General features: G+C 66.6%; 15 protein-coding genes. 6 read left to right on the forward strand and 9 right to left on the reverse strand.

Translation table 11 applies throughout. The features are described from left to right. The 3 genes from ACHQ4I_RS21865 to ACHQ4I_RS21875 all read right to left on the reverse strand — a co-directional run. Positions 1-396, reverse strand: a 396-nt coding sequence (locus tag ACHQ4I_RS21865; protein WP_476445399.1) for a hypothetical protein, incomplete at its 3' end; no start/stop codon positions are given. An 89-nt stretch (positions 397-485) separates the two neighbouring features. Further along, positions 486-1418 (reverse strand): HAMP domain-containing sensor histidine kinase, encoded by a 933-nt coding sequence (locus tag ACHQ4I_RS21870; RefSeq protein ID WP_420774169.1) that lies wholly within the window; start codon positions 1416-1418, stop codon positions 486-488. Positions 1419-1648: 230 nt separating this feature from the next. Continuing rightward, positions 1649-2350: a response regulator gene (locus ACHQ4I_RS21875; protein WP_420773658.1), complete on the reverse strand. Its 702-nt coding sequence runs from the start codon at positions 2348-2350 to the stop codon at positions 1649-1651. A gap of 188 nt (positions 2351-2538) precedes the next feature. Between ACHQ4I_RS21875 and ACHQ4I_RS21880 the strand changes: the two genes are divergently transcribed. The 4 genes from ACHQ4I_RS21880 to ACHQ4I_RS21895 all read left to right on the forward strand — a co-directional run bounded on the left by ACHQ4I_RS21880 (position 2539) and on the right by ACHQ4I_RS21895 (position 5241). Continuing rightward, positions 2539-3240 carry a chymotrypsin family serine protease gene (locus tag ACHQ4I_RS21880; protein ID WP_420773659.1) on the forward strand — a complete coding sequence of 234 codons (702 nt, stop codon included), beginning with the start codon at positions 2539-2541 and terminating at the stop codon, positions 3238-3240. 123 nt (positions 3241-3363) lie between these two features. Then, positions 3364-3849, forward strand: coding sequence for a GNAT family N-acetyltransferase (locus ACHQ4I_RS21885; RefSeq protein ID WP_420773660.1), 486 nt, complete (start codon positions 3364-3366; stop codon positions 3847-3849). A gap of 188 nt (positions 3850-4037) precedes the next feature. Further along, a complete protein-coding gene (locus tag ACHQ4I_RS21890) occupies positions 4038-4310 on the forward strand; it encodes a hypothetical protein (protein ID WP_420773661.1) in 273 nt (90 codons plus the stop codon). Positions 4311-4380: 70 nt separating this feature from the next. After that, on the forward strand, positions 4381-5241 hold the full coding sequence (locus ACHQ4I_RS21895; protein ID WP_420773662.1) for a haloalkane dehalogenase: 861 nt from the start codon (positions 4381-4383) through the stop codon (positions 5239-5241). A 111-nt stretch (positions 5242-5352) separates the two neighbouring features. On the opposite strand, the gene ACHQ4I_RS21900 is transcribed toward ACHQ4I_RS21895, so the two are convergent. The 3 genes from ACHQ4I_RS21900 to ACHQ4I_RS21910 form a co-directional block, all read right to left on the reverse strand. After that, complete coding sequence (locus ACHQ4I_RS21900; protein WP_420773663.1) at positions 5353-6018, reverse strand: hypothetical protein; 666 nt, start codon at positions 6016-6018, stop codon at positions 5353-5355. Between the two features lie 52 nt (positions 6019-6070). Then, positions 6071-10030 (reverse strand): patatin-like protein, encoded by a 3960-nt coding sequence (locus ACHQ4I_RS21905; RefSeq protein ID WP_420773664.1) that lies wholly within the window; start codon positions 10028-10030, stop codon positions 6071-6073. Between the two features lie 262 nt (positions 10031-10292). After that, positions 10293-15752: an ATP-binding protein gene (locus ACHQ4I_RS21910; protein ID WP_420773665.1), complete on the reverse strand. Its 5460-nt coding sequence runs from the start codon at positions 15750-15752 to the stop codon at positions 10293-10295. Positions 15753-16282: 530 nt separating this feature from the next. Here ACHQ4I_RS21910 and ACHQ4I_RS21915 point away from each other — a divergent pair. Further along, on the forward strand, positions 16283-17788 hold the full coding sequence (locus tag ACHQ4I_RS21915) for a WS/DGAT/MGAT family O-acyltransferase (protein WP_420773666.1): 1506 nt from the start codon (positions 16283-16285) through the stop codon (positions 17786-17788). Positions 17789-17808: 20 nt separating this feature from the next. Here ACHQ4I_RS21915 and ACHQ4I_RS21920 read toward each other — a convergent pair whose 3' ends face one another. The 3 genes from ACHQ4I_RS21920 to ACHQ4I_RS21930 all read right to left on the reverse strand — a co-directional run bounded on the left by ACHQ4I_RS21920 (position 17809) and on the right by ACHQ4I_RS21930 (position 19301). Beyond that, positions 17809-18168, reverse strand: a complete 360-nt coding sequence (locus ACHQ4I_RS21920; protein ID WP_420773667.1) for an Rv2640c family ArsR-like transcriptional regulator — start codon at positions 18166-18168, stop codon at positions 17809-17811. Positions 18169-18240: 72 nt separating this feature from the next. Continuing rightward, positions 18241-18819, reverse strand: coding sequence for an HdeD family acid-resistance protein (locus ACHQ4I_RS21925; protein ID WP_420773668.1), 579 nt, complete (start codon positions 18817-18819; stop codon positions 18241-18243). A 71-nt stretch (positions 18820-18890) separates the two neighbouring features. After that, a complete protein-coding gene (locus tag ACHQ4I_RS21930; protein WP_420773669.1) occupies positions 18891-19301 on the reverse strand; it encodes a VOC family protein in 411 nt (136 codons plus the stop codon). 201 nt (positions 19302-19502) lie between these two features. Between ACHQ4I_RS21930 and ACHQ4I_RS21935 the strand changes: the two genes are divergently transcribed. Continuing rightward, positions 19503-20489 carry a glycosyltransferase family 9 protein gene (locus ACHQ4I_RS21935; protein WP_420773670.1) on the forward strand — a complete coding sequence of 329 codons (987 nt, stop codon included), beginning with the start codon at positions 19503-19505 and terminating at the stop codon, positions 20487-20489. Positions 20490-20552 lie beyond the last annotated feature (63 nt).

Raw genomic sequence — 20552 nt, forward strand, 5'->3', positions numbered from 1 at the left:
CAACCCCAACCCCAACGCCACCCACCAAACCCGACCCCAATTCCACTGGAGCACACCGAATCCCACTCGTTCCCCCATCGCAGGTCCAGGCGATGACGCTTCGACCGACTCCGACGAATCCGGCGTCGACTCGGCAGTGCCGCGCGCCGCGGGTGCTCGACGTGCACGGCGATCAACGGTGAGTACTGCGGCTGCCGCGACCGAACCGGCCAGTACCCAGCCGATTCCCGGACGATCCAGCGGGATCAGCGCCGCGCCCGCTAGTCCGGTGATTCCGGCTGCGGGTAATACGCCTGGCGGGCAGGTGATCCGCCGCCACCGCGGCAAGGGCGGAAACCAGGGAATGGGCGCTGCCGACCCGGGTTGTGATGGGTCGCTTATGGGTTGGTCTGGCATGGGTGTCGCCTCCTATGGGTGTGCGGGATCGCCCCGGGACCTCGTGGCGGTCCGGGCTGCGGTGCGTTCGGGTGTGGGTGAGTTGGGGGTTAGGTGGCCGGGAGGACTACGCGGATGCGGGAGCCGGGGTCGGCCACGGCGATGGTGCCGCCGTGCAGGTCGACTATCCAGCGGGAGATGGCCAGGCCGAGGCCGGTGCCGCCCCCGTCGGTGCGGCCGCCGCGGGTGAAGCGGTCGAATATGGTGGCGCGCTCGGCGATCGGGATGCCGGGGCCTTGGTCTTGGACGTCGATAATGACGGTGCCGCGGTCGGATCGGGCGTCGATGCGGACCTCGCCACCGGCAGGGCCGTGGCGGGCGGCGTTATCGAGCAGATTGATCAACACCTGATGCAAACGTGCACGGTCTGCGAAAACGCTTGCGGTGCTCGGTTGCACGTCGGTGCTGAAGCGCACGCCGCGCCCGAGTGCGGCCGCCATCACCTCGGCCTCGGCGACGACCTCGGCCAAAAGCGGTGTGATGCTGAGCTGTTCGCGGTCGAGGGCACGGGCGCCGGATTCGATGGTGGACAGGTCGAGCAGTTCGGAGACGAGCAGGCCGAGGCGTTCGGTTTGCGCGAGTGCGGTGCGCAGGGTTTTGTCGTCGGGTTTGGATACGCCGTCGACCAGGTTCTCCAGCACGGCGTTCAGCGCCGTGATCGGGGTGCGCAGCTCGTGCGAGACATTGGCGATCAGGTCGCGTCGCTGTTGATCGGCGGCGGCTAGGTCGGCGGCCATCTGATTGAAGGCCACCGCCAACTGCCCGACCTCGTCGCGGGAACTGGCCCGCACCCGGCGGGTGTAGTCGCCGTGCGCCATCCGTTTGGCCGCGGCCGTCATCTCCCGCAGCGGTCTGGTGGTGCCGTGCGCGAGGATCTGCGAGGTGACCAGCGCGATCACCGTCGCCGCGATCGTGGTCTTCGGCGGCAGCCACCCGATCCGCAGCCGGAAGAACCCGAACGCCACCCCCGCCGACCCCAACATCAGAATCGCGAATTTGAGCTTGATGGATTTCACCGGATCCAGCGGTCGCGGCAATATCTCCGCCACCGCGTCCGATACGCTGCGCAGTCTCCGCGAAACAGCCTCGCGCCACGGCAGACCCGCGACCGTCGCAGAATTCGATGTCGCCCGAGTCCGCGCACCAGCACGCACGACATGTTCGCTACCGCGAACTCGACCGCGATCGATGCCGGATTCTCCTACGGGATCGCTCATAGCGCCTCCAACGCATAGCCGACACCGTGCACCGTGCGGATCAGGTCTGCGCCGAGCTTGCGACGCAAAGCCTTGACGTGGCTGTCGACGGCCCGGGTGCCCGCGGCGTCGGCCCAGTCCCAAACCTCTTCCAGCAGGCGTTCGCGGGCCAGGACCACGCGGGGACGGCGCGCCAGTCGGGCCAGCAGGTCGAATTCGAGCGGGGTCAGCTGGGCTTCGATATCGGCGCGCCAGACCCGACGCTGGTCGACGTCGATGCGGAGGTCGCCGACGATGATCGTGGCGCCGTCGCGTTCGGCGGCCCGGTCCAGGCGGCGCAGCAGGGCGTGTACGCGGGCGGCGAGCACACGCAGCGAGAACGGCTTCGTCAGGTAGTCATCCGCGCCGACGCCGAGGCCGATGAGCTGGTCGGTCTCGTCGGTGCGCGCGGTGAGCATGAGAACCGGTATCGGGCGCGCGGATTGGATGCGGCGGCACACCTCGAGGCCGTCGAAGCCGGGCAGCATGACATCGAGCACGACCAGATCCGGTGCGAAGCCCTCCGCGGCGGCTACCGCGCCGGGACCATCATGGGCCAGATCGACGACGAACCCCTCGGCCCGTAGCCGCGCCGCCACCGATTCCGCGATGGTCACCTCATCGTCGACCACCAGAATCCGCCGCGCCCCCGGCCCGCTGACCGCCGCATGCTGTTCCATGAACCGAAACCCTAGCCATCCGCTGTGGAGAGAAGCCGCACCAATTGTGGAGATTCCGTGTGCGCGCCCCGGCGCCCCGCGCGGTTCGAAGCACCCTCGCACCCCACCCATCGGATACATCAAACCGTGTCCGACCTGCAACGGAAGCGAACACCGGGAAGAGGCGGCGACAGCGGACAGTTAGCTGCATGGTTGCGCCAGGAAGGATCGGGATACGCGTGCTCATGGCCGCGGCGATCGCGGTCATCGCCCCCTTCGGGCTCCCCGCTAGCGCGACGGCCGGACAGATGGCGATCATCGGCGGCGGATCGGGCATTCTGCTCGGCGGCCGATCGGCCTGCACCCTCACCACGGTCGGCTATGACCACGCCGACCGCATGGTCGGGCTCACCGCCGGGCACTGTGCCGAGATCGGCATGTCGGTAGCGGCCGAGACACAACCGGCCGGCGTCATCGGCACCGTCGCCGTCGTCGACCACGACAACGACTTCGCCGTCATCGAATTCGACCGCGCCAAGGTCACGCCGATCCGGCAGGTATCGCAGACCCTCATCGACGGCATCGGCGCGCCCGCGCGGCAGGGCGACATCGTCTGCAAGAACGGCCGCACGTCCGGCTTCGCCTGCGGCGTGGTGTGGGATACGCACGGGTGGTGGTTCCAGAACCAGGTCTGCTCCGAGCCCGGCGATTCGGGCGGGCCGGTGACCATCGGCGACCGCCTGGTCGGGATGAACGTCGGACATATCGGGACGACGGTGCTCGGTCTACCCGTATTCGACATCGTATGCGCGAGTCCGCTGCACGATCCGGCCGTGGCGACGCAGATCGGCATGGTCCTCAGCGAGATCGACCGGACGGGTGGTGTCGGCACCGGATTCCGACCACTCTGAGATCCGCTTCGGCACGGACGCATTCGGCACTATCGGCTTCGAGGAGGATGGACACGGCGAGCCCCCGCCCGCACCGATGGGACCGGCCGCCGATCAACCCACCGATGCCGAGGACGACACGCCATGACGCTGGACCGCCGGAAGTTCCGAATCGAGCAGTTCGAGGGGAACCGTCGCGAATTGGCGTGGTCGTTCCGATTGGCCGAGGACTCCGATCAAATGCTCGACGGCTATATCGCGCTCGGCCGGGTATGGGTGGCCGTGACGGCCGATGACACGGTGATCGGCCATCTTCAGGCGGTGCCACACGCCGATACCCCGACATGGGAGATCGTCAACACCGCGGTCGTCGAGGATCGGCGCGGCCAGGGCATCGGCCGACTGTTGCTCGAACACGCAGTCGACGAAGCCCGAAGGGCGGGTGCCACCAGGGTCGAGTTGGCCACCGCGACGGCCGATATCGGAAACCTCCGCTTCTACCAGCGCTGCGGCTTCCGGATGAGCCGTATCGTGCGCGACGCGTTCGGCCCCCACACTGGATACCAGGACGCCATCGAAATCGACGGCATCGCACTGCGCGACCAGGTCTGGTTCGACCGTGACCTCTGATGCGCAACGTGGACGCAGCCGCAGGTCATCGGCCGGTGAGCGCGCGGACAGCCGGGGCGGTGTTTGTTCCCGTCCCGATTGGTCAACATTTATGCAGCGGTCCGTTGGACCAGACCGACGCCCGCGAGACACGAGGTTCACCACCCTGTCCGAGAACTGCGCAACCCAGCGCGAACGAGGAGGAATAAGTGCGATCCATCAAAGTCGGAGCCGTCGCCGTGGCGCTGGCCACCGCCACCGTGGCCGGAGCAAGTCCAGCGCATGCCGTCGACCCCGCACCCGGCGCACCCAACGAGATCATCTCGATCGATCTCAACCTGCTGGGATGCTCCGTCGGCGCCGGGCTCGGCCTGGACCTCGTATTGGCCATCGCCAGCAGTGGTTCCAGTTCCAACGCCAGCATTTCCTCCGGACTGGCGGCCCGCCTGCGCGCAGCCGGTTGCCTGCCGTGGCCTCGATGATCGTGCGGTCATAATTTCGTCACTGGTGAATTCCGAAGGAGTAATAGTTGTAGCGAACGAGGAGACGGCCATGGAGATCACGTTCACACCGGACACCTCGCTGTACCCGTTCCAGTCACGGTATTTCGATACCTCGGCCGGGCGGATGCACTACATCGATGAGGGTGCGGGCACTGCGATCCTGCTCTGCCACGGCAATCCGACGTGGAGCTTCCTGTACCGCCACATCATCGGCCGCCTACGCGACCGGTTCCGTTGCATCGCGGGCGACTATCTCGGGTTCGGACTGTCCGAACGGCCCACCGGGTACGGCTACACGATCGAGGAACATGCGCGCAGCGTCGGCGAACTCGTCGACCACCTCGGTCTGGACGGTTTTCTCACGATGGGACAGGACTGGGGCGGACCGATCAGCATGGCCGTCGATACGCTCCGCGCCGACCGGGTCCGTGGCGTCGTGCTCGGCAACACGTGGTTCTGGCCAGCCGACGAGCCGCGCGCGAAAATATTCAGCAAGGTCATGTCCACGCGGTACATGCAACGCCAGATCCTCGAGAAGAACTTCTTCGTCGAAAAGCTGGTGCCGCGCGGAACGTCGCGAACACTCTCGGCCGCGGAGATGGACCATTATCGGGCCGTACAGCCCTCGGCAGCGGCGCGTGCGGGGGTCGCCGAGATGCCCAAGCAAATCCTCGCAGCACGGCCGCTGCTCGAACGCCTGGCCCACGATGTGCCGACGACGCTCGGCGCCAAACCGGCACTCCTGGTCTGGGGTGCAAAGGATTTCGCGTTCCCGCTGCGACGCAACCTGCCACGGATGCAGGCCACGTTCCCCGACCATGTGACGGTCGAACTGCCCACCGCAAACCACTACATCCAGGAAGATGCGCCCGACGAGATCGCCCAGGCGATCACCCGACGTTTCGGCTGACCGCCGTCGTTACCGTCGGACAGGTCGGCGCATGACAGACTTGTCGGCACCGCCGCCACGGTGTCGACCGCTGGGTGACTTGTTCGCGCGCCCCGGACGACGTCCTCTTGCTCAGACCAGGGCGGCGCGGGTTCGCGCGTACGCGATGACATCTTCTGCGTAGGCCGATGCGTCTTGTTGTGCGAAGCAGTTTCGGAGTTGGTCGAATGCGTGGTCGAGTTGTGGTCCCGGGCCGCGATCGGCGAGCAGGACGGCGATCGCCTCCCAGGTGCCGAAGTGCGGGTCGGGTTCGGCGAGTAGCTCGTCGAGGTAGCGATCGGGCTCGACCAGCCGTAGTGCGCGGCGCGCGTAGGCGTGTACGCGGCGGGGCAGTTCGGCACGGATGGTGTCGATATCGGTCTGCAGCACGTGCTGGCCCGGTTGTGCCGGGTCGAGCCGCACGGACCACAACCCGGTCAGCTCGTCGGGCAAGGTGCCGGTGTTGATGAGGTCGGGGCCGGTAGCGTTTTCCAGCGGTACCGGCGGTAGGCCCAGCCGGGTGTTGCGCCAGTTGCCGAATTCCCACCAGGCCGTTGGTGTGGCGCTGAGCCGCAAGCCGAATCCGAGGACCTGCTGTCCGCTGGTCCAGGTGCGCGTAACTCGGGTGCGGCCGACCGAGGCGACACCGCCTGGCTCGATCCGTATCCACCTGGGTTCACAGCCGTGAAACCCATACGGCTGTAGCAGCTTTCCTGTTTCACGCAGCAGACGGCGTAGTGCCGACTCGGGTCTGACCATACCCGGCAGATTAACGAGGTGCCCCGACACGATGTCGCCACAGATCTGCCGGCTAGCGCTGTGCGATGCGCGGCGTCACAGAATGGCGGCTATCGAGGCGGGTCGCCAATCTCCGCCCCAGCCACGTCAGGTCGTAATCATCGCCGGTTCTATTGCAGCGCACGACCAAGCAGTACGTCGATCCCCGCACGGTGAGATGGCGGATCAGCGGTTTCGGGTCGGCTGCGAGTGTCGCGGGGAGGTCGACCACCAGCGCGTGCTTCCGGAGATCCAGCCACACGCCTACCGCACGCCAGGTCGGGACCACGAGCAACAGGACAAGCCCCAGGACGGCAGATGTGCAGATCGCGGCCAAACCCCAGTCACCGTTGGTGTCGTCGTAGACATGGGCGAACCACAGGACGATCGTGACCGCAACGTACCCGACGCCGTACACCATTGCCCATTGCGATGTCACGCTCTGGGTCTCGTCCAACGCGCGCGGCGTCCGCACCAGGCGGCCAGGTCGCGTTCCGGCCTGCCGCAGCCCCGGCTTACTCACCGCATGGACGGACAGCAACGAAACAAGAAGGAGCAGGACGACGACGAAAACAACAGCGGTCACACCCCAAACACCGATCGGGAACGATGGATGGCCGATCCACGCGCGAAGCTCATCACGCCAACGCGGGATGTGGGCGAAGAAGAACAGCGCAACGACGCCGAGCCCGATCACCGACCCGAACGCCATGAGCGACTTGGCGATCCGACGCCATCCGCGCAGCAGGTAACGCAGTGTCGCCACCGGACCACGGACGGGCGACGGCAGACTGCCGAGCACCACGAGCGCCGCCACGACCGCAATCAGCGCGATGATCGTCCATCCGGGAATGTCGTCAGCCGACGTGCTGATTCTCGACGGAGCCTGGATCGAGTAAACGACAAGCGGCACGACCGGGGTCAACAGCACCAACCCGTGCAGCATCGTTCCGGTCCGAAGCGCGCTGTAGGCGAGCGCTGCGAGCAATGTGCCAGCGCCCAACGCGGCAGCCCAGGACGGGAGCAGATCCAGCAACGACATGACGAGCAGCACACCCCCCACACTCAGCCCCAGCACCGACAGTCCCCGAGCCGCGAGACCGGCCGACGTCAGCCCCGAGATCACCCAGTACGGCAGGAGCATGACACCGCGAAGCCCGCGTGTCACCGGACGGACGGCGGGCAGGCCCAGCGTGGGGCTGTCTACGGCGGTCACCGCAACGGCAGCCGCCGCGGTCGCGGTCGCGATCATTTGGTCGCTGGACATCTCCTCGCTCAACGCCTCTCGCCCGATGCCCGCGCGGTCGAAGGCGCGCAGAGCGGCGACACCGAGCGCAATCCGAAGCTTCTGGTGAGCAACCCGGTCACGCTCGTCCGACGGCGGCGCTTTCGGCAGTGCCGCAATGCGATTCAGTAGATGGGCGTTCTCGTCGAGGAAGAGCTCACCGCGGGAACGGCTGTTGGCGCCGTCGTGTCGATCGGCCCTGACGCTCGACGCGAGCGCCGGCAGTTCTTCGAGGATGATGTCGATGTGCAGCGCCCACGCGGCAAGCTTGGCGAGGTTGTCCGCGGCCAGCGGCGGAGCCGTTGTGGTGTTGTCTTCGCGGAGAATCGCTTTCAGCTCGTCGAGGGCGGCAGTGTAGGCCTGTGTCAGTTCCGGTTCATCGTCTCCGGGAAACCCACCGTGGAACGCCGTCCCGACGAATTCATCGAGCTGTTGCGCGGCCGTGGCCGTCCGCACCGCGAGGGTCTGACTCAGACGAGCCGGGTCGAGGACCGTACGGCACAGCATCGTGGCCGCGTCGACCCGTCCCCAGATCCAGTCGTTGATTCGCCAAGATTGCTTGAGGAACCCCGCGAATCGGTTGAGCGCCATGCTTGCCGATTTCTCGCGAGGCGTCACGCTCTGCTGCGCGAAGGCGTTGGTTGTGCTCAAGCTGAACTGCACGAGACGTATGAGCGACTCACCCTGTGTCGAGGAGTCGAGCAGGCAGAACGACACGATCTCGAGGTCGGTGAGCCGTTCGAGCACCTGAGTCGCGCGGCGGTCGGCGGGAACCCCGCTGGTATCGAACAACTGGCGCCATTCCGCGACGGCGTGGACCGCAGGGTCTCTGCTGGCGATGTCGAGTGCCGAACAGAGTTCGCTGGCGATGCCGGTGACCGCGTCCTTCATCGCGATACCGAATGCGCCGGGTTCCGGTGACCGAGCTTGCGCGGTGCTCCCTCGTGTGGGCGGTGTGAGCGCTTTGATCAGCCGGATCGCGGCGGCGAACTCGGCAGGGAGGTCGTCGAGCCGTTCGGACTGTCCCCTCACGTGGTATGCGTATGCAGCCAGTCGCAACCGCCAGTAGTCCTGATCGGGTTCGAGCTCTATCAGCGTCGGCTCGGCCAGCCACGGCGTGTCGAGTGCCTCACGAAGCAGACGCAGCGTCGCTCGGTGCTCATGGATCGCGGTCCGAACGGCGGTGAGGACGTTGCTCGGTGCGACGTTTTCGGCGAGGTGCCGAGCGAAGTCGAGCGCCGCGTCGGCGATTCCGCGTGCGGTCTCGTCACCCCACAGCCAGTGTTCGGAGTCGGTTCGCGGTGACCCGGTGGCGGCGCGCTCCGGCACGTACGGCAGATCGGCCCCCCACTCGATGTGCGCGCGCTTACATGCCTCGAGGACCCGGTCGAACGACCAATGCGGGTGTGCCGGAATGCGCGCGGCCAATGTCTGCGCCGCGCGTTCGATCCGCACGTTGCGATGATGGGCATCGAGACTGCGCGCGAGGGAACGCAACGCTACCGGGCGAGGGGAATCCTGAGGCGTCGGTTGCAGCGACCTGATGATGCTCATGCGGCCGTCGGCGCGGCCGCGTGCCGTGCGATTGTGCCTTTCGACTTCTTCGACGAACGTGCGGCTCCCCTGAGACGACAAGGCGCCGAGCAGCTTTCCACCGACCTCCGCAATAGAGAGCACCTTGTCCGCGTCGTCAGGTTTCGAGGTGACATCGGTCGAGGCGTGCGGATACACCAGCAACATCACGCGCCTTGTCGGTCTATCGGCCCGCAGTCGGTCCACCGCTGCCAGCGCGGCTTTGGTCGGCGTGTTCACGAGCAGACCACCGTCGACGACAAACCTGGACATGTCCGTCTCGTCCGAGTCGATCCGCGACCACGACAGGCCCGCCGCGGGGCGCGCCCAGGAGGCGCACGTCGACATGTCGGGCCGCAATACCTCGGCCGATCCCGAATCCGATTTCGCCACCGGCACGAACGACGGCTCGAAGGCGACAGGAAAGCTCGAACTGCATCGAGCCGCCAGCGCCAGTCGTGCCGCGGTTGATTCGATATTCGCCGCGGCGAATGAATCGGTCGGCGTGGGATCGCCGAATTCGCGGATATCCCCGTCGGGATCGTGCAAGAAGCGGAACTGCGCCTCATGCACATTCTGCGGCAGCTGTTGACCGAGTCCGTCTACGACCAATAGCGGTGCACCGGTGAGGAGGGTGGTGGTAATCGTGAGATCGATCGGTTGTGGCGGGCGCGCCTCGAACGGCTTGGCCATACGGTTCAACGCGTCGGCGAGGTTCGGCAGGTAGTACTCGTCGCCGCGCAGCAACGAAAGCGGAGCCCCGCGGAAGGGTTGGCGCAGCAGTGCCCGCATCCGGCCTTGCTCGGCCCACACATCCCGCAACGTGTGCATGTCGGCCTTGCCGTTCGCCTGCGCAAGGGCGAGCGCCGCTCCATTGATTCCGCCCGCGGACGTTCCGGTCAACACATCGACGCGAGCCGAACTTCGAGTCAATTTCAGCATGGCGGCATATGCCGCATTATCACCTCTGGTGTCGGATACGCTGCCTGCCTTGGCGATACGATCGATTTCCATCGTGACGCCGCCCATCCACACGGCCAGGCTAACGCCGCCGTTCAACACGACCGCAAATCTGATCTCTTCGGGCGAAACCTTGCCGAGGTCGACGTTGGGGTTGCCATCGACTGTGTCGGTCATGTGTCTAGTTTGCGCCGACGGTTGACCGCTGCCACGCGTAACGGACTACCTGGTCGGCGGATACCGGCCGGACCGAGCTGAATTCGCCGCCGAACTCATCCGGGTCGCCGGTGCGCACATAGGACACATCGAGGGCGTCCCAATCGTGTGGATTCGAGTAGTCGACTACGCGAAACTCGCGCGCGCCTTCGTGAGCTCGCGGTACAGCGTCGGCACCCGGTATTCCAACTCGTCATCGCACCGACGCCGTACCGCTGATTCCCTATTCCAGTGCGGCGGCGATGCGTGGTCGCAACTCCGATGCGGCGATCACGGCATCGACCGAGCCGACTCGCACCGCCCTTTGGATGCTGTGCACCTGATCGAATTCGGCCGCCAGGGCGGACAGATGTTCGGCCCGTACCGCGGGACGCAATTCGGCCAGCTCGGTCACCAGTTCTGCACGCTTCTCATCGTCGTCGCTGGCGGCGATGCGCTCTTCGAGGCCGCGCACCCGGGGATCGGCGGCGGTGCGGGTATCCACCGTGCGCGCGAATACGACCGCGGCGGCGGGGGCGCCACCGATGACCGAGGCGTAGGAGCCCTCGACGGCGAACACGGTCATATTCGGATTGAGCGCCTTGGAGAACACGACGAATGCCCCGCCGTGGTAGCGGGAGATGACGCAGAACACGATCTTGCCCTCGAAATTGACGATGGCGCGCCCGATTTCGGCGCCGTATTCGAGTTGTAGTCGGCGCATCGACTCCGGTGATCCGTCGAATCCGGACAGGTTCGCCAGCACCACCACGGGCCGATTGCCACTCGCGGTATTGATGGCACGCGCGACCTTCTTCGACGAGAGCGGGAAAAGCGTTCCGGCGGTGAAGGATTCGGGACCATCCGCGGGCGGGAAGCCGTGCCGGGCAACCGAGCCGGATTCGAAGCCGATCAGGCAGACCGGCCAGCCGCCGATCCGGGCGTCGGTCACGACCGCGGTTTCGGCCTCGGCCATATCGGCCCAACGTTCGGTCAGCAACTGGTCCTGATCGGACACCGCGCGCAGGACACTGCGAATCGAGAACGGCTTCTTTCGGTCGGGGTTGGTGACGGGTGAGAAGATCTCGCCGACCCTGGTAAAGGCGCTGTCGGGGTGGTGGTGCGGGAAGCTGGTGACATCGCGGCTCACCGGGTCGTCCGTCGGCGCCCGGCGTGGTCCCGGCTCACCCGCCGCGGTGTAGGTGTGCGCGTAGTGGCTCATCAGAATGTCTTGCGCGGCAGCCAGATTCGGTGCGAAGTACTGCGCCTGCCCGTTCGGGCCCATGACCCTGGTGTAGCCGCCGATGCCGAAATTGTCCTCCGCGGACACGCCGCCGGAGAAGTCGAGGGATTGTTTGCCGGTGAGCACCATGGCCCCGGCGGGTGTCATCACCAGAATCCCCTTGGTGTGCATCAGCATTGTCGCCTCGGCGTTCCAATAGGGCTGGGCACCGACATTGACGCCCGCGACCACGATATTGATCTCACCGCCCGCCTGGGTGAATTGCACGATGCGGCGCAGCACGCCCGCGACCCAGTCCATATTCTCGGTGCCGGAGTCCATGGCGATGCGCGCACCCGCCGACAGCGCATACCACTCCACCGGAACCCGCTGTCGCTCTGCGAGATCCAGTGCGGCGATGATCCGCGCGCATTCGGGTTCGGCCACCGCGCCCAGCGCACGGTAGGGGTCGCCGAACAAGGCGACCCGACGCACGCCCTCGGGATACAACTCGGTCGGCGTCGTGACCGACCCCACCACAATGCCCGCGGTGTTGTTTCCGCGCGGCCGGTCCACCTCGACCAACTGTTCCCCGTCGAAGTCGAGTTCGGTGAAACTGCCGCCCGGACCGCGGACCAGGTCGATCATCTCGTACGGATACACCCCGCCGCGGCGGCGCACCCGCGACACCTTCTGTTGGTAGTCATCCAGCGGTGCAAGGGATTCCGCGGGCGACGAATCCACCGTGACCTCGGTGCCGCCAGCGTGGGCATAGCGGAAACGGGTCCGCTTGAACTCGTAGGAGCCGTCGGCGCCGCGGATTCGCCCGTGTACCACCACTTCCTCGATACCTGCCCGCACTACTTGCGGTGCGGTGTTGTGCAACCACTCCGCCAACTGCGCCATATCGACGTCGATGACGGGCCGGATATCGAGCCAGACGTGGTTGAGGACCAGCCGCTCCCCCGCCGGGTCCAGCTCCCGGCGGGCCTTCGCCACGGCCTCGACACAGGCATTGAGCACGATCTCCGCACCGCGGGCCACCACGATCGCCCCGTCGGCATCCCGAACCGGTTCGAAGCGCCGCACCTGCGACAGGACGACCAGCCGCTCATCGCCCGGATTCTCTTTGGCCACACAGTGATACAGCAACAGATCCGGCGGTGCGGGCAGACGGTTGAGCTCGAAGTGCTGCAACCGCCACAGGTGCAGTCGCCTGCCGACCAGCGGGTGCACGCCCCGGATCACCGTATCCTCCACGAAGCCCGTCGCCCGTTGCCGGAAGGTGAGGTGTTCCATGGACTGACCCGAACCGTCCGCCAGACCAACCGTGATTCGGCGGGCATGTTCGGCCAGTCCCGAGTCCCGCAGCGCCGCCAGCAAGACCGCCGACCGTTCCTCGACCGTTGCGGGCGGGTCCGGCCAATCCAGCAGCAAGTCCACGACCTTGAAATGGGTGGTCGGGGCGGCGTCGAGCAGTTCTCGCAAGCCGCGCACCAGCGCGCCGGAGGGTTCATCGCGCAGTTCGGATATCCGACCGACGGTAGTGACACAGGTGGTCGGCACCGCGACATCCGGTCGCAGCTCGAGCCGGTAGTCACAGACCACGAAAGGCCGGTCGGCGACCGCGAGCGCGCGCACTGCGTGCAGTTCCTGCTCGCCATAGCGGCGGCGACACAGGATCTCCAGCAATGGCCCCATCGCGATATGCGTCTCATCCCGCAGGCGTGCGACGACCACACTGTCGAGGGACTCCGGGAGTTCGGCGATCGCCGCGATGCGCGCGTTGCGCTCCGGCGAGTCGGGCAGTTCGGCCAGCAGCTGTAGTTCGCCGGGAACCGCGGCCAGCATCGCCTCCCGCGCGGCCTCCGCCTCCGGATGCAGATACCAGCGGAACTCCACGCTGCGCGCCAGATCCGCGAGCACCGGGGATCGGTCGGCGACCCCGATCAAGCGACTGATGCTCTCCCGGATGCCGGGCTCGGTGGGCCGCGGCTCGATCAGCCAACCCTTGAGCAGTTCCTGCACGACCCGGGCACTGTCGTCGTAACGCTTGCAGGCCAGGACAATCCGATACACCGCCTGCTCCAGGTCCGGTGTCCGGTCCAGTGCGTGGACGCCGTAGCGACGCAGGGCGCCGCTCAGTGCACCCCGGAAGCCTTCGGACAGCTTGCCACGGTTCACATCCAGGCTCTGCAGGTAGCTGTGCAGCTGCTCTCGGCGGCTGCGGTGCGAGGCCTCTTCCGGCGTCGGATCGCTCAGTTCGGCAATGTCACAGAAGGTGTCGAATACGGCGGCTTCCAGGGCCAGCGGGGACGACTGTTCGGCGGCGAGCCCATCACGTACACGCAGGTAGCGTTTCAGCGCCGGGTCATCGTTGCTGTGGTCGAAACCCAGTATGGCACTGGACAATTCGCTCAGCGCCAACGCGCCACGGACGGCCGCGGATTCCTGGCCGGATTGCGTGGGCAGCAGCAGGTCGACCGGCTCCTCGGGTGCGCAAACGCCGCCGTCTCCCACCGGTTCCAGTTGGGCCAGCAGTGTTCCCGTCGTGACCTGACTGCCCACCGATACCAGCAGTTCCCGCACCCTCGCGTCGAACGGTGCGGGCAGCACCGTCTCCATCTTCATGCTCTCCAGCACGAGAACCGGTGCCCCCGTGACGACCCGGGCCCCCTCCGGTGCCGGTGTCGCGACGACCAGCGCCGGCGCGGGCGCCCGGACCGCACCGCCCTCGTCGCGGCTGATCCGGTGCGCGATGCCGTCGACCTCGACGACGTGCACGGTCCCATGGGTCGCCGTCACGGTCCGATAGGTACGCCCGGAAACCGTCAATTGGCTCGAATACCGGTCGCGCCGCTCGAGATCCACGTCGAAATGGGTGTCGTCGATGCCGATGCGGTAGCGGGTGGCGCCGATGCGGGCCGCGGTGATCCGATAGGCGCGTCCCGCGAGCTTGACCTCGACCGCGCGGATCGGTTCGTCCAAGGTCTGCGGTCGTCCGCCCCGCGCGGTCTCCCACAACCGCCTCCGGTTCGCCCGCTCTTCCTCCTCGTACGCCGCGATCGCGGCGGCGGCCAGCGCGACGCCGGTCTGCTGGGCGGGGACCAGGCCGCCGGCAGCCCGGGCTCGGTCCACCCAGCGGGTGTCGGCGGTCGCGTCGACGACCTCGGGTGCCGCCAGCAGCGACATCAGCAGACTCTTATTGGTGGCGCCGCCCTCGATCACCACCGTGGTCTCGGCGACCGCACGCCGCAACCGAGCCAACGCCTCGTCCCGATCCCGGCCGTAGGCAATGATCTTCGCGATCATCGAATCGAAATCCGGTGGTATCTCATCACCTTCGACAACACCGGTGTCGATGCGCACGCCGGGCCCCACCGGCCAGCGCAGCAGTTCGATACGTCCCGGCGCGGGTGCGAAATCGCGATCGGCGTCCTCGGCATTGAGCCGGGCCTCGATCGCGTGCCCACGCTCGACCGGCTTCCCACCGACGAGCGGCAGTCCGGCCGCCACCGCCAGTTGTGCCTTGACCAGATCCATGCCGATGGTCAACTCCGTCACCGGATGCTCGACCTGCAACCGCGTATTCACCTCGAGGAATGCGAACAACTGCTCGGCGGGCTGGTACAGGAACTCCACCGTCGCCGCACCGCAGTAACCGACCGCGAGCGCCAGCCGTTCGGCCGAGTCCTTGACCGTGGCAACCTGTTCCGTGCTGAGCAGCGGTGACGCCGACTCCTCGATGATCTTCTGATTGCGCCGCTGCACCGTGCAGTCGCGCACACCCAATGCCCATGCCGTGCCGTGCTGGTCGGCGATTACCTGCACTTCCACGTGACGCGCACCGGTAACGAGCCGCTCCAGGAACACCACGCCGCTGCCGAAGGCGCGGGCCGCCTCCGCGCTGGTGCGCGCATAGGCCTCCCGCAATTCCTCCGGCGAGGCGACGATCCGGATGCCGCGGCCGCCACCACCGGCGGTCGCCTTGAGCATCAACGGATATCCGATATCGGCCGCCTGCGCCAAGGCCGCGTCCAGTGACTCCACCGGCCCCCGGCTCCACGCCGCGACCGGCACACCGACCTCTTCGGCCAGTAGTTTCGCGCCGATCTTGTCACCGAGCGCCCGCATGGCCGTCGCACTGGGGCCGATGAAGGTGACGTCGAGGCGAGCGCACATTTCGGCGAACGCCGGATCCTCGGCCACGAAACCCCAACCGGCCCATGCGGCGTCGGCGCCGGTATCGATCAACGCCCGCTCCAGCACCGCCAGATCCAGATAGGGACGCGCCGACGCCGGGCCGAGGCAGTACCCCAGATCCGCCTCCCGCACGAAACCGGCATGCCGCTCGCCCTCGGTGTAGAGCGCGACCGTCCGCATCGGTTCGCGGTTCGGGTTCTCGGCATTGAACTCACGTACCGCGTGGATCAGACGGCGGGCCGCCTCACCTCGATTGACAATGGCGATGCGCGTGAACACAGCGGCTCCTCCTCAGCGAAACTGCTCGGGTCGGAAGGGATTCGAGTCGACGCCAGCCGACGGGCCGAGGACTGCGCCGGTCCGGGGGGACAGCACTCGACCGGGGCGGGGCCTTGGTTGGCGTGTGGTTCAGGTGGGTCGATGAGCGCGCGGCACGACGTTGTCGCACACCACTCGCACAGAGCGCGCACCCGTACACATCAGGCCCGGCATCGGATCTCGATGCACTCGGCGCGGGTCCGATCGAAGCCGTACCGATCGCGCGGCGCGCCGATGGGGTCACCCTCGACTCGTCGATGAGTGATCCCAACGATATCCGACATTGGGTCAACCGGCAGTACATCCGCTCCCTCGTCTACCAACCACTTCGGGCCCTACTGACAAGATCGGCGATATTTGCACAATGTTAACGAGCAGCTCACCCATCAGCGTGGAACCGCAATCGAACACGGCTAGATTCGGTGCAAATATCCACCGTGGACATCGGCGTCTTCACTCGGATATCAGCGGCTATCACCCCGGAGAGCCCCATGACAACCTTGGACGCCCCCTCAGCACAGCACCACATCAACGTCCGCATGATGACGCCGGGCGATTGCATCACCGCGACACGCGTCTCCGACGACTCGGCGGAAGATCTGCAACGAATCCCGGTATCGAGCACTGCCGAGGGCATCAGACAACTCAGCTCCCTCGACGCGCAACTGCTCAATGCCGAATCACCCAGCATGTTGCTCCATGTCGGCGCGGTCACCTTGCTGGAGCCCCGCGAGAACGCCGATGACCTGTTGAGCGTCGACGCTGTACGCCGGTTGGTCGCCGGTCGACTACATCTGACACCGCCATTACGACGACGGCTACGCACCGTACCGCTCGGTCTCGATTTGCCCTATTGGCAGGACTGCACAGATATCGATCTGGGTTACCACATCCGGTCCACGCACCTGCCCGCCCAGGCCAGCGATGAGCAACTCACCGAGTTGGTGTCGCGCCTGCACGCCACGCCATTGGACCGGAACCGGCCACTGTGGCAGTGCCACCTCATCTCCGGGCTGGCCGACAACCGCCAAGCCATCTACACCAAGGTGCACCACGCACTGATCGACGGCGTGTCCGGCGCGGAAGTCATGATCGCGATCTTCGACGCCATCGCCGAACCACAACCGGTCCCGGCGCCGAAGGACGGCGTGCGCCTGGATCGGACCGCCACGACCGCGGAAATGCTCGCCCGCAGCATCCCCCACGCGGTCGAGCGGCAGGCCGATCGGCTCCGCGCACCACTGCGGCTGGCCTCGACCTTCCGCAACGCACTCACCGACCTCCGCAAAACCCATCCATCGGTGCCGTTCAACGCACCGAATACCGCGGACCGGTCCTTCGCATTCGTCTCACTCCCCCTCGCCGAGGTCAAGACGATCAAGAACGGCTTCGGCGGCACCGTCAACGATGTCGTCATGACACTGTGCACCACGGCGCTGCGCCGCTGGCTCACCGACCATGACGCCGAGCCCGAAAGACCGCTGCTGGCAGCGGTTCCGGTATCGGTCCGCACGCCGGAACAATTCGGCACCGCGGGCAACCAGTTCTCCGTCATGCTCTGCGAGCTACCCGTCGACGAATCCGATCCTCAGCACCGGATGAAACTGCAGCACAGCGCTCTGCTCGACGCCAAACATCGTTTCCAATCCACGCCGACCACCGCGCTGCACGAGGCCACCGCGCTGCTGCCCCAACTCCTGCACGGCGCCACCACCCGAGCGCTGCTGCACGCCGCGGCCCCCGCCCTGCCGCTGGCCAACATCATCATCTCCAACGTGCCCGGCCCCCAGTTCCCGCTCTACGCGGCCGGAACCCGGGTCGCGGCAAGCTATCCGATCTCGCTGCTGACCGATCTCAGCGGCGGCCTCAACATCACCGTCATGTCCTACGACGGACACCTCGACTTCGGCATCCTCGCCTGCCCCGCCTCCGTGCCGGACGTCTGGCGTATAGCCGAATATCTCCGCGACGCGCTCACCGAACTGCACTCCACCTGACCGGCATGCTTGCCGACAGCCTAACGGCGACACTCCGGATCGAGTACGAAACACAAGGCGGACAACGCATCTCGGCGTGCGGCATGCCGAACGCTCATACCCTTGCGCACCGATTCCACCAGCCCCGCGGCGCGCAGTTGGCCCAGGTGATGACTCACCGTCGATTCCGCGAGAGCCACTGCCGCGGCGAGATCGCGGGTATTGACCGTGCCGTCGCGCTCGGCCAGCAGCAATGACATCAATTTCACCCGCGCCGGATCCGCCAACGCCTTCAACCGCAATGCCACCTCGAGCGCGGCCTGGTCGTCGACCGGCGCGGCCGCCACCGGCGTGCAACAGATCGGCGCGGAAACATCGATGGCGGGCAGGGTTTTGGGCATACGTCCATCTTGGCCTATATCGCAGGCCCTGCGGCCGCCGCACACAGCGACGGCCGCAGGGCTTCGAAGATCTCAGACTTCGGCGAGCCGCTTCGCGCCCTTGCGGACACCGAAGGCGGTGACGATCTCCACGACGCCGAGGATGATCAGCCACCAGCCCGCGACCAACGCCAGCGTTGCCACCGACCGGACCGGCCACGCGATCAGCACCACACCACCGATCGCGGTAATGACGCCGAACAAACCCTGCCAAGCCCGGCCGGGCAGCGCGGGCTCGGAGATCGCGGCCATCAGCAGCGCGATACCGCGGAACAGCCAGCCGATGCCGATCCACAGACCGAGCAACATAATCGATGCCAACTCGTCACGGAAACAGAAGACACCGATGATGATCGACAACACGCCACTGATGAACGCCAGCACGCGAATTCCGGTGCTGGCGGGCGCGCCGAACGCGGCCAGCAACTGCAGGAAGCCACTCACCACCAGATAGATACCGAAGATGATGCCCGCGGCCACCACTGTCACACTCGGCCACACCAGGATCATCACACCGAGGGTCACCGCCAGAAGGCCGGTAACCAGAACCGTTTGCCACGCACTGCGCGCGAGCGACTGCAGAGGACCCTCTAGCACGCTGTTTGTCGTCATGACGTGATGTTATGCCGCGCGCCAGTAGCTTGCTGGGCATTTGCTCGACAATGCGCCTCGAGCGGCCGACCCTATGCGGGAGAGGCGATGTTCACCATCCACGCGATGCCGAACCGGTCCATGCACATACCGAACTCGTCGCCCCACATCTGCTTCTCCAACGGTACGGTCACCGTGCCACCGGATGACAGCTTGTGCCAGTATCCGCGCAGCTCGACCGCGTTGTCACCGCTGAGACTGATCGAAATGCTGCTTCCTGGTTTGTATTCCATACCGGGTGGGGTATCCGAGGCCATCAGCGTGAAGCCGCTCGGCGTCTCCAGCATGCCGTGCATGACCAGGTCCGCCCCGGGCGCCTCCTTATCCCCCATATCCCCGAAGGTCTGAATGGACAGCGTGCCGTCGAACACGTCTCGATAGAACTCGAGCGCCGCGCGCGCCGTGTCTCCGAAACTGATGTACGGGTTGAGCCTGGAGGTCATAGGAAACGCTCCTCGGTGTAGGGGCCGCCATCGCCGAGGTTAGTCCTCCGGCCCGGACGGCGGGCTCGATAACGAGCGACTCACTCACGTTTATCGCCGATGGGGCTCGGGTAGTCATCCCTAAGTGGCTCTCGTCGTGTGCACCTATGGGGTGAAGCGGGTGGGTCGGGTTCGCGAGTCTCGGGTGGCTAGGAGAAGAGGGTGGCGGTTGTTCTCGTGCTGCAGGCACGTGGCCTCGGTGATCTGCTCACCGCGGTTCCCGCGTTGCGCGCGTTGCGACGCGCGAAGCCGCACGATCAGATCGTCCTGGCAGCTCCGCACCGCTTGAAGCCCATCGTCGACCTCATCGCCTCCGTCGACACCATGGTGCCGACCGCTGACCTCGGCGACCTGCGCTGGGTTGCCCCCGAACCCGCACTCGCGGTGAATCTGCACGGCGCGAGCGCCGAGAGCATCGTCGCACTCACCAAGACCGATCCCGGCCGCATCCTCTCCCACCGCAACCCCGCCTTTCCCGAGCTGGACGGCCCCGAGTGGCAGACCGATATGCATCACGTCGAGCGCTGGTGTCATCTGCTCGAATCCGACGGCATCGTCGCCGACCGCCGCAATCTCGGACTCGTCCCGCCGGTCGCCACCACCAGCCGCCGCGATTGCGTCGTAGTGCACGTCGGCGCGGGCGCTCCGGCCCGCCGCTGGCCACCCGACCGGTTCGCGGCCGTCGTGCGCCATCTGCTCGTGCTCGGTCGCGAGGTCGTGCTCACCGGTGACGAATACGAGCGCGATATCGCGCTCAATATCGCGGCCCGCGCGGGCCTACCGGTGGGCCGGGTGCTGGCCGGCGAGCAGAACCTCATCGAACTCGCCGCCACCGTCGCCGAGGCCGCCCTGGTCATCTGCGGTGATACCGGCGTCGCGCACCTGGCCACCGCCTTCGGCACCCGCACCGTCCTGCTGTTCGGTCCGACGCCGCCGCGCTGGGCCGGGCCGCCGCCGCATCTGCTCGGCCGGCATGCGGTGCTGTGGGCCGGGCAGATCGGCGACCCGATGGCCGATACGCCCGATCCCGGACTGCTGCGGATCGGTGTCACCGAGGTGATCACCGCCGTCGACAAGCAACTCTCCAAGCGCACCTGGCCGGGCACCGGAAACAATCGCGGGCGAACGACGTATCGACGCGTGGGTTGACCGCCGGTGCCGCGTGGGGGGCGCGGCCGGAACGCGATGCCGGTCAGGGTCACGTCGGATCGG

Origin of the sequence: Nocardia nepalensis (assembly GCF_048910785.1) — a bacterium.
Classification (GTDB): Bacteria; Actinomycetota; Actinomycetes; order Mycobacteriales; family Mycobacteriaceae; genus Nocardia; species Nocardia nepalensis.